Annotated in this window: 9 protein-coding genes and 1 pseudogene; 5 read left to right on the top strand and 5 right to left on the bottom strand. The window is 63.1% G+C overall.

All coding sequences use genetic code 11. From position 1 onward, the window contains the following. Nucleotides 1-156, bottom strand: a pseudogene (locus tag EE36_RS17700) (dihydropyrimidinase); the annotation flags it as partial. A 93-nt stretch (nt 157-249) separates the two neighbouring features. Then, entirely contained in the window at nt 250-1,500 is a 1,251-nt protein-coding gene (locus EE36_RS08655) for a Zn-dependent hydrolase (RefSeq protein WP_005851376.1), read from the bottom strand. 169 nt (nt 1,501-1,669) lie between these two features. Here EE36_RS08655 and EE36_RS08650 point away from each other — a divergent pair, with 169 nt between their 5' ends. Further along, nucleotides 1,670-2,305: a TetR family transcriptional regulator C-terminal domain-containing protein gene (locus tag EE36_RS08650; protein ID WP_005851374.1), complete on the top strand. Its 636-nt coding sequence runs from the start codon at nt 1,670-1,672 to the stop codon at nt 2,303-2,305. Between the two features lie 15 nt (nt 2,306-2,320). On the opposite strand, the gene preA is transcribed toward EE36_RS08650, so the two are convergent. Together preA and EE36_RS08640 are read right to left on the bottom strand one after the other, a co-directional pair. Then, nucleotides 2,321-3,625: an NAD-dependent dihydropyrimidine dehydrogenase subunit PreA gene (gene preA, locus EE36_RS08645; protein WP_005851372.1), complete on the bottom strand. Its 1,305-nt coding sequence runs from the start codon at nt 3,623-3,625 to the stop codon at nt 2,321-2,323. Between the two features lie 20 nt (nt 3,626-3,645). After that, nucleotides 3,646-4,968, bottom strand: coding sequence for an NAD(P)-dependent oxidoreductase (locus EE36_RS08640; RefSeq protein WP_005851370.1), 1,323 nt, complete (start codon nt 4,966-4,968; stop codon nt 3,646-3,648). A gap of 284 nt (nt 4,969-5,252) precedes the next feature. On the opposite strand from EE36_RS08640, the gene EE36_RS08635 reads away from it, so the two are divergent. Further along, entirely contained in the window at nt 5,253-5,459 is a 207-nt protein-coding gene (locus EE36_RS08635) for a cold-shock protein (protein ID WP_005851368.1), read from the top strand. 66 nt (nt 5,460-5,525) lie between these two features. Here the strand turns inward: EE36_RS08635 and EE36_RS08630 are convergent, their stop codons facing one another. Further along, nucleotides 5,526-6,176 (bottom strand): arylesterase, encoded by a 651-nt coding sequence (locus EE36_RS08630; RefSeq protein WP_005851366.1) that lies wholly within the window; start codon nt 6,174-6,176, stop codon nt 5,526-5,528. A gap of 48 nt (nt 6,177-6,224) precedes the next feature. Here EE36_RS08630 and EE36_RS08625 point away from each other — a divergent pair, with 48 nt between their 5' ends. The 3 genes from EE36_RS08625 to EE36_RS08615 are packed head-to-tail and all read left to right on the top strand — an operon-like array spanning nt 6,225 to nt 10,342. Next, nucleotides 6,225-6,908, top strand: coding sequence for an ABC transporter ATP-binding protein (locus EE36_RS08625; protein WP_005851363.1), 684 nt, complete (start codon nt 6,225-6,227; stop codon nt 6,906-6,908). After that, a complete protein-coding gene (locus EE36_RS08620; RefSeq protein WP_005851361.1) occupies nt 6,905-9,433 on the top strand; it encodes an ABC transporter permease in 2,529 nt (842 codons plus the stop codon). The genes EE36_RS08625 and EE36_RS08620 overlap by 4 nt, the downstream gene beginning before the upstream one ends. Before the next feature lie 33 nt (nt 9,434-9,466). Then, nucleotides 9,467-10,342: an inositol monophosphatase gene (locus EE36_RS08615; RefSeq protein ID WP_005851359.1), complete on the top strand. Its 876-nt coding sequence runs from the start codon at nt 9,467-9,469 to the stop codon at nt 10,340-10,342. Nucleotides 10,343-10,382 lie beyond the last annotated feature (40 nt).

Here is a 10,382-nt window from a genome sequence, read left to right as displayed (position 1 = left end):
CCCGCCGGGGATGACATAGGCCCCTTCGGCGTCGATATATTCGTCGCCCACCAGATCCTCGCCGATCTGCTTGATGATCTCGCCCTCGATCAACACATCCGCTTTCCAGGTGCGATCCGCCGTGCAGACCATGCCGCCCTTGATAACCTTGCTCATCTGTCCTCTCCCCTATCTGTCATCCAAATGGTCCAAATCCCGGGGGTCTGGGGGCTGGCCCCCAGGCCACGCCCGCTCAGGCCCCCGACGGGTTCAGCCCACAATCTCAGCCGTTTCCAGCACCGCATGCAGCAAAACATCGGCACCGGCCTTGGCCCATTCCTTGGTGATCTCTTCGGCCTCGTTATGGCTCAGCCCATCCACGCAGGGGCACATGACCATCGCGGTCGGGGCCACCCCGTTGATCCAGCAGGCATCGTGACCCGCCCCCGAGATGACGTCCATATGGCTGTACCCCAACCGCTCTGCCGCGGAACGGATGGCCGAGACGCAGCCTTCGTCAAAGGCGACAGGATCAAAGCCACCGACCTTTTCAAAAGCGACCTCAAGCCCCATGTCATCGGCGATCTTCTGACCCTCGACGCGCAGACGCTTTTCCATATCCTCGATCACGCTCAGATCGGGCGACCGGAAATCGACGGTAAAGATCACCTGCCCCGGGATCACGTTGCGCGAGTTCGGGTAGACCTCGATATGCCCCGCGGCACCAACCGCATGCGGCGCGTGGGACCATGCGATCTGGTCCACCGCTTCAAGCATACGCGCCATGCCGAGGCCTGCGTTCTTGCGCATCGGCATCGGTGTTGATCCGGTATGCGCATCCTTGCCGGTCACAGTGACTTGGGTCCACGACAGCCCCTGCCCGTGGGTCACGACGCCAATGTCCTTGCCTTCGGCCTCCAGGATCGGGCCCTGTTCGATGTGCAGTTCGAAAAACGCATGCATCTTGCGCGCGCCGACCTCTTCGTCGCCCTGCCAGCCGATCCGCTTGAGCTCGTCACCAAAGCGCAAGCCCTCGGCATCGGTCTTGGCATAGGCCCATTCCTGCGTGTGGATGCCGGCAAAAACGCCAGACGACAGCATCGCGGGGGCATAGCGGGTGCCCTCTTCGTTGGTCCAGTTGGTCACGACCACGGGGTGTTTCGTCTTGATCCCCAGATCGTTCATCGTGCGCAGCAGTTCCAGCCCGCCCAGCACACCCAGCACGCCGTCATACTTGCCGCCCGTGGGCTGCGTATCCAGATGCGACCCGACGTAGACCGGCAGCGCATCGGGGTCGGTGCCATCGCGCTGCGCGAACATGTTGCCCATCGTATCAAGGCCCATGGTGCAGCCCGCCTCCTCGCACCATTTCTGGAACAGGGCGCGACCTTCGGCGTCTTCGTCGGTCAGCGTCTGGCGATTGTTGCCACCCGCCACACCGGGGCCGATCTTGGCCATCTCCATCAGACTGTCCCACAAACGATCCGGGTTGATCTTCAGGTTTTCACCGGGCGCGGCCATAGCGGTTTCCTTTGCGTTTTCTACCTTGTGCAAGGCGTAAATTTTTACCATTTGGTAAATCCACGATTGCGGCTAGGGTTAAGTCTGTCAAGAAATGCTTTCCCATCGGGCCACCCGTCCGAAGTGGGGTGCCGCATTTTCAGGCACTTACACCGAAAGGGGACGCGCCATGCCCGAGCCAACCGCCAAGAAAAAGCCCAGCCGAATCCAAAGGCGCAACCGCCGTGTGATCCTGGATGCGGCGCTTGATGTGTTTTCGACCTACGGGTTTCGCGGGGCCACGCTGGATCAGATCGCCAGCGAGGCGGGGCTGAGCAAACCGAATATATTGTATTATTTCAGCGGGAAGGAAGAGATCCACACGACCCTGCTGAGCCAGCTGATGGAGACGTGGCTCGACCCGCTGGTCGAGTTGGACGCCGATGGTGACCCGCGCACAGAGCTGTTGGATTATGTGCAGCGCAAACTGGATATGGCGCGGGATCTGCCCCGTGAAAGCCGCTTGTTTGCCGGTGAAATTTTACGCGGTGCGCCCCATATGGAGCCGCGCTTGCAAAGCGATCTGAAACCGCTGTTCGACGAGAAATGCGCCGTTATTTCCGATTGGATGGCGGCGGGAAAGATCGCGCGGATGGACCCGCGCCATCTGATTTTCTCGATCTGGTCGACCACGCAACACTATGCCGATTTCGCGCCGCAAGTCGTGCTGCTGCTGGACGGCGATGCCGATCAACACCAGCAGGCGTCGGACCATCTGCGACTGATGTTCTCGACGTTGTTGACCCCCGCCGCGCCGCAACAGTAGCGGCGGGGGCAAGGGTCACTCGGCCGCTGTGGCGGAGGGGTTGTTGGGGTGCGTCGTCCAGTTGGCGTAATTCGGATCGACGGGCTTGCCCGTGCGCGGGTCCGTGGTGCCGGGGGCCAGCTCCACCATCGAGATACAATCCTCGACCGGGCAAACATTGACGCAGAGGTTGCAGGCGACGCATTCGTCGTCGATCACGCTGAAGGTGCGATCTTCGGACATGGCAATCGCCTGATGCGACGTGTCTTCGCAGGCGGCAAAGCAGCGCCCGCAGGAGATACACAGATCCTGATCGATCTTGGCCTTGGCGACATAGTTCAGGTTCAGCTGGTTCCAGTCGGTCACATTCGGCACCGCACGGCGCACCAGTTGATCGACCGAAGTCATCCCCTTGTCGTCCATATATTCCGACAGGCCCGAGATCATCTCTTGCACAACCTTGAAACCATAGGTCATCGCCGCCGTGCAGACCTGCACATTGCCCGCGCCAAGGGCCAGAAACTCTGCCGCGTCGCGCCATGTGGTCACGCCGCCGATGCCGCTGATCGGCATATCCGCCGTCTCGGGGTTGCGCGCGATTTCCGCCACCATGTTCAAGGCAATCGGCTTTACCGCCGGGCCGCAATAGCCGCCGTGGGTGCCTTTCCCATCGATCATCGGCTCCGGCGCGAACAGGTCCAGATCAACCGAGGTGATGGAGTTGATCGTGTTGATCAGGCTCACCGCATCCGCGCCGCCGCGTTTGGCGGCCTCGGCGGGGTAGAGCACATTGGTGATGTTCGGCGTCAGCTTCACGATCACCGGCATGCGCGTGTATTGCTTGCACCAGCGGGTGACCATTTCAATGTATTCCGGCACCTGCCCCACAGCCGATCCCATGCCGCGCTCGGCCATGCCATGCGGGCAGCCGAAGTTCAGCTCGATCCCGTCGGCACCGGTTTCCTCCACATGCGGCAGGATCGCTTTCCACGCTTCCTCCTCGCACGGGACCATGATCGACGCGATCAGTGCGCGGTCGGGGTAGTCGCGTTTCACCGCTTTCATCTCGCGCAGGTTCACCTCCAGCGGGCGATCGGTAATCAGCTCGATGTTGTTGAGCCCCAACAGCCGCCGGTCCGCGCCCCAGATCGCGCCATAACGCGGGCCGTTGACATTGACGACGGGCGGGCCCTCCATGCCGAGGGTCTTCCACACGACACCGCCCCAGCCTGCCTCGTAGGCGCGGCGGACGTTGTATTCCTTGTCCGTGGGTGGCGCGGATGCCAGCCAGAACGGGTTAGGGCTTTTGATGCCCACGAAGTCGCTTCTTAGATCAGCCATTTGCGTTCTCCTGTAGGGGCTTAGCCCATCAATACCATGTGAATGTCCATCGCCGCGTCGCGCCCTTCGGCGACAGCGGTCACGGTCAGGTCATCGCCGCCGCTCGCGCAATCGCCACCGGCCCAGACCCCGTCGACACTGGTGCGTCCGGTGCCATCCACCTTGATCTTGCGCGCCTCTAGCATCGGCAGCGCGTCGCCCTGAAGGGTCTGGCCGATGGCCTTGAACACCTGATCCGCGGGCAGGCGCAGGGTCTGACCCGTGCCATTCATCTGGTCGTCGACATATTCGAATTCGATCTCGCGCACCGCACCGTTGCCGATCACGGCGACCGGCGTGGCATGGGTCACGATCCGCACGCCCTTAGAGGCCGCGAGATCCTGTTCAAACACGCTGGCGTTCATCCGGTCGCGCCCGCGACGATAGACCAGCGTCACATTGAGCGCGCCCAGCAGTTTCGCCTGAATGGCGGCATCGATCGCGGTCATCCCGCCGCCGATCACCACCACGTCACGACCGATCGGGACCGCAGCCACATCGCTCGCCTGACGCAGGTGAGAGATGAAATCGACCGCATCGAGCACGCCGGTCTTATCCTCGCCCTCGGCCCCCAAGGCGTTCACACCGCCAAGGCCCATACCAAGGAACACGGCGTTATAGTCGGCCCGCAAACTGTCCAGCGTCATCGCCGCCCCAAGGGCTGCGTTGTTCTGCACGGTGATGCCGCCGATCTTGAGCAGCCAGTCCACCTCTGCCTGCGCGAAGCCGTCGGGTGTCTTGTAGGTGGCGATCCCGTATTCATTCAGACCGCCGGGCTTGGGCCGCGCGTCAAAGACGGTGACATCATGCCCCATCATCGCCAAACGGTGCGCACAAGACAGCCCCGCCGGACCTGCACCGACCACGGCCACGCGCTTGCCCGTCGAGGCCGCGCGTTCAAACGGATGCGCGCCCTGTGCTTGCAGATGGTCGGTGGCATAGCGCTGAAGCTCGCCGATCTTGACGGGCTTGCCCTCGGCCACTTCGCGCACGCAGGCCTGTTCACAAAGCTGTTCGGTCGGACAAACGCGGGCGCACATACCGCCCATGATATTCTGGCTCAGGATCGTTTTGGCGGCGGCATCGGGTGTGCCCGTGGCGATCTGCCGGATGAAGAGCGGAATATCGATATCCGTCGGGCAGGCCGTGATGCACGGCGCGTCGTGACAGAAGTAGCATCGGTCCGCCGCGACAAGCGCTTCGTGCACATCCAGTGGCGGGTGCAAATCGGAAAACTGCGCGGCATAGGCGTCGGCGTCCAGCCGTCCGGCAGCCACCCCCGGTTCAAAGATTTTCTGCGACATTTTTTTATCCCTGCTGTCACTATTTATGCTGAAACGCTCCCACGGAATGATTTTTTTATCAACTGGTAAAATTATTTCATAACTGTGAAATTTCTTGCGCAAATGCCCGCCGGTTACGCGTTTCGGGGCAAAAACTCTTGATTTTGTCCTATTTGGCGCCAAAGTCAGAGGTGCGACGCGAAAGACTTTCGACCCCTCAGCCCTCCGGCGCTGGTGCGATCAAGTTCTGACCGAGCCACGCTGCCGCATAATGTGGGCAGGACAAACACGAGGAGAAACGGGGCATGGCGACTGGCACCGTAAAATGGTTCAATACCACAAAGGGATACGGCTTTATCGCGCCTGATGGTGGCGGCAAAGATATCTTTGTTCACATCTCGGCGGTTGAACGCGCTGGCCTGACCGGGCTTGCCGACAACCAGAAGGTGACATTCGACGTAGAAGCGGGCCGTGATGGCCGCGAAAGCGCCGCGAATATCGCATTGGCCTAACCGGCCCAAAACCGGTTCATAATATTTTTGACGACGGGCGCTTCGGTGCCCGTTTTTTGTGCAAAACTACTCGTTTTCGTTGATCTGATCGATCAGCGTCAGCACTTTCGGGCCCAAAGCATCAACGATTCTCGTGACGCCTTGCGCGTTCGGATGCACCCCGTCGGCCTGGAAAAACCCGCGTGCCTGCGCCAGATCGGGCGTCTCGCCATTGTCGGACAGGCCGTCAAAGAAGCTGCCCATCAGGCTCGCGTCATATTGCGCGGCAAGATCGGGATAGATGCTGTCAAAGGCGGTTTTATATTCAGGGCCAAAGTTGCCCGGCGCGGTCATGCCGACCAGCAGCACCTCTACCTCGGCGTCTTGGGCGGCCTTCATGATTCCATCCAGATTGGCGCGGCTGACCGCGGGGTCGATCCCGCGCAACAGGTCATTCCCGCCAAGCGTCACGATCATGCCATCGACCTCGGGCGTCATGGTCCAGGCGACCCGCGCCAACCCGCCAGCGGTCGTGTCACCAGACACGCCTGCGTTGATCACCGTCACATCCGCACCGTTCTGATCCAGCCAGTTTTGCAACTGTGGCACGAACCCGTCCTCGGCGGGCAGGCCGTAGCCCTGCGTCAGACTGTCGCCCAATGCTGCAATAACAAGCGGTTCCGCCAGTGCGGGGCCTGATAATACCAGAACAAGTGCCGTCGTAACCTTGCGCATCATGGTCGAACCTCCATATCCAACAGGGACCGTATTTCAAAAGGCAGCCCTATGACCGACCCGGTGTTCCAGCTTCAAGATGCATCCCTGAAACTGAATGGCAACGCCGGAAAGGTCGACATCCTACATGGGATCACCCTGGACGTCGCACAAGGAGAGACGGTCGCCTTTACCGGTCCATCGGGGTCGGGCAAGTCTTCGTTGCTGATGGTCATGGGCGGGCTGGAGCGTGCGACCGGCGGATCGGTGCGCGCCTTGGGCGAAGACCTGAGCACCCTGTCCGAAGATGGGCTGGCCAAATTTCGCCGCGGGCGGATGGGCATCGTGTTCCAGTCCTTCCACCTCATCCCCACCATGACCGCGCTGGAAAACGTCGCCACCCCGCTGGAACTGAACGGCGTCGCTGACGCCTTTGACCGGGCCGAGGCGGAATTGCACGCGGTGGGTCTGGGGCACCGGCTCAACCACTATCCCGCGCAGATGTCGGGCGGCGAACAGCAGCGGGTTGCATTGGCCCGCGCCTCTGCCCCGCGTCCGGCGATCCTGCTGGCGGATGAGCCGACAGGGAACCTCGACAGTGCCAATGGTGCCGCGATCATGGAGCTGTTGTTCGATCTGCGCGAAAAACATGGCGCGACTTTGGTGTTGGTGACCCACGCCGATGAATTGGCCGCGCGCTGTGACCGGATCGTCACCCTGACCGACGGGCGGATCGTCAGCGGGATGGGCGCATGAGCCTGCGTCTGGCCGGCCGCTTTGCCCGCCGCGAGATGCGCGGGGGGCTGCGGGGGTTCCGTCTGTTTCTGGCCTGCCTCGCCCTTGGCGTCGCGGCAATCGCTGCCGTCGGCTCTGTCCGCTCAGCGATCGAGGGCGGCTTGCAGCGCGAAGGTGCGGCCCTGCTTGGTGGCGCGGCCGAGATTGATTTCACCTATCGTTTCGCCACCGATGCCGAACGCGACTGGATCGAGAGCCAAGCCAGCGCTGTGTCTGAGGTTGTCGAGTTCCGGTCCATGGCTGTCGCGGGTGATGGGGCCGCCGCTGACCGTGCGCTGACGCAGGTGAAAGCGGTCGATGATCTTTATCCGCTGGTGGGCGAGATGGTGCTGGAACCGGCGATGCCGCTGGAACAGGCGCTCGGGCTGGAAAACGGCCTGTCCGGCGCGGTGATGGAGCGCGCCTTGTCCGACCGTCTGGGCCTGTCCCCCGGCGACAGCTTCAAGCTTGGCGTCAAGGAATTCCGCCTCTCCGCCCTGATCGTGCGCGAACCCGACAGCGCCGCCAGCGGCTTTGCGCTTGGGCCCCGCACCCTGCTCCGGACCGAGGCGCTGGATGGGGCCGGCCTGCTGGCGGAAGGGACGCTGTTCAACTCCAAGTACCGGATGCTGCTGCCTGCCGATACCGACCTTGATCAACTGCGCTCTGCCGCCCGTGCGCGGTTCGAAAACAGCGGGATGCGCTGGACCGATGCGCGCAACGGGGCACCGGGGGTGTCGCGCTTTGTCGAACGGTTGACGGCGTTTCTGATCCTTGTGGGCCTGTCCGGTCTGGCTGTGGGCGGTGTGGGCGTATCGGCTGCGGTGCGATCTTACCTCACCGGCAAGACCGAAGTCATCGCCGTGCTTCGCGCGCTAGGGGCAGACCGCGCGACGATCTTCCAGACATATTTCATGCAGATCGGTGCCCTATCGCTTCTGGGGGTCGCCATCGGCGTGGTGCTTGGGGCGGTGGCCCCGCTGATCTTTGCGCCGCTGATCTCTGCGCGGCTGCCGATCCCTGCGGCCTTTGCCATCTATCCCGCACCCTTGGCCGAGGCGGCGATTTACGGGTTGCTGACCGCCTTTGCCTTCACGCTGTGGCCGCTGGCCCGCAGCGAGAATATCCGTGCAGCGACCCTGTTTCGCGATGCATGGGACGGGGCCGCGCGTTTTCCGGCACCGCGCTATGTGGCGATTATCGTGATGACCGTGGCGCTGCTGGTCGCGCTGGCGGGGTGGTTCAACGGCAGTTGGTGGCTGACGCTCTGGACTTTGGGCGGCATCGCAGGCGCGCTCGGGATACTCACGCTGGCGGCACTGCTGGTGCGGTTCCTCGCACAACGCGCCGCGGTTCTGGCACGCGGGCGCCCGCGGCTGCGTTGGGCCCTGGCCGCGATTGGCGGCAGCGGCGAAGGTGCCGGGGCCGTGGTGCTCTCGCTGGGGCTCGGCCTGTCGGTGCTGGCCGCCGTGGGGCAGATCGACGGCAACCTGCGGCAGGCGATCTCGGGCAACCTGCCCGATGTGGCCCCGTCGTATTTCTTTGTCGACATCCAGAAAGACCAGATCGACGGCTATACCAAACGGCTGACCGACGACCCCGCGGTGCGCCGCATCGACAGCGCGCCAATGCTTCGCGGCGTCGTGACACAGATCAACGGCAGACCCGCCAAAGAGGTCGCGGGCGATCACTGGGTGGTGCGCGGCGACCGAGGGCTGACCTATGCCGAGGCCCCCGATGACGACACGGTGATCACCGCGGGCGAATGGTGGGCACCTGACTATGACGGCCCGCCGCTCATTAGCTTTGCCGCCGAAGAGGCCGAGGAGATCGGGTTAGAGCTTGGCGATACGCTGACCATCAACGTGCTGGGGCGCGACATCACCGGCACCATCGCCAGCTTCCAAGAGGTCGACTTCTCGACCGCGGGGATCGGGTTTATCCTGACCATGAACCCCGCCGCCCTGACCGGCGCGCCGCATACCTATATCTCGACCGTCTACGCCGATGCAGAGGCCGAAGCACCTATCCTGCGTGATCTGGCCACCGCCTACCCTAACATCACCGCGATCCGCGTGCGCGATGCGATCGACCGCGTGGCGGCGGTGCTTAGCGGGTTGGCAGCGGCGACATCCTACGGCGCGGCGGCTACTCTTCTGACCGGGTTTCTGGTATTGATCGGGGCAGCCGCTGCCGGCGCGGATGCCCGCCGCTATGAAGCCGCCTTGCTGAAAACGCTGGGGGCCTCGCGCCGCAGCATCGCCGCCAGCTTTCTGATGCGTGCCGCTCTGCTGGGGCTCTTCGCCGGTACCGTTGCCCTGCTGGCAGGTATTTTGGGCGGATGGGCCGTGAGCCGCTTTGTGATGGACACCAGCTTTGCCGTGGTATGGCCTTCCGCGCTGTTGATCGTCACCGGTGGCGCGCTGGCGTCGATCCTTGCCTCGCTTGGCTTTGCGATCAAAGCCTTGAACGCCAGACCCGCGCAGGTGCTGCGCGCCCGCGAATAGATGGAACCGATAGACCGAAAGAGGGATACAACAATGACGCAGACCACCCAGACACTGCCCGCCCCCCTGCCACCCGTTCTGACGGCAGCCCAGCAAACGCATGTGGTGAATGTCCTGCGCCGTGCCGCACGCGCCGAGGTACTGCCGCGTTTCCGCAACCTCGCCCCCGCTGACATCGACACCAAATCCGGCCCCCATGATCTGGTCACCGCTGCCGATCTGGCGGCCGAGGCAATGATCACCCGCGCCCTCGCCACGGCCTATCCGGATGCGCTGATCATCGGCGAAGAGGCGGTATCGGCCGACCCCGCCCTGCAGGACAAGATCGCCGACGCCCCGCTGGCCTTTATCCTTGATCCCATCGACGGCACATCGAATTTCGCCCACGGGCTGTCCACCTTCGGCATGATCCTTGCGGTCACGCGCTTTGGCAAACCGGCCTTCGGCGTCATCTATGACCCGGTCAATGACGACTGGGTGATCAGCGACGACACCAGCACCCCGCGCTTCGAACGCGCCCTTGGGCAGTCGCGGCCGCTGCGGGTCAGCATGGGCAAACAGATCGAGGACCTCAGCGGTTTCGTCCCGCTGGGGAACTTCAGCAAAGAGCTGCGGGTCAAAGTTGCGGCCACCCTGCCCAGCTTTGCCAAGGTAAACTCGCTTCGTTGCTCGGCGCATGAATACCGCACCGTCGCCCAGGGGCACGCCGATTTCGTGCTCAGCGGGACGCTGCACCCTTGGGACCACGCTGCCGGCGCGTTGATCTGCGCCCAAGCCGGTGCCCATGTCGAGATGCTGTCGGGCGGCCCCTATGACGCGACGCTGCGCACAGGGCATATTCTGGTGGCACCGGACAAAACGACATGGAACCGCCTGCGCAAGGTCTTTGCCTTCCTCGCCGACGTCTGAGCCCCCAATGCAAAACGGGCGCGAGGTTTCCCCCGCGCCC

The organism is Sulfitobacter sp. EE-36 (assembly GCF_000152605.1).
GTDB lineage: Bacteria > Pseudomonadota > Alphaproteobacteria > Rhodobacterales > Rhodobacteraceae > Sulfitobacter > Sulfitobacter pontiacus.
The sequence above is the reverse complement of the archived record's forward strand: the minus strand, read 5'-3'. Positions and strand labels throughout refer to the sequence as shown.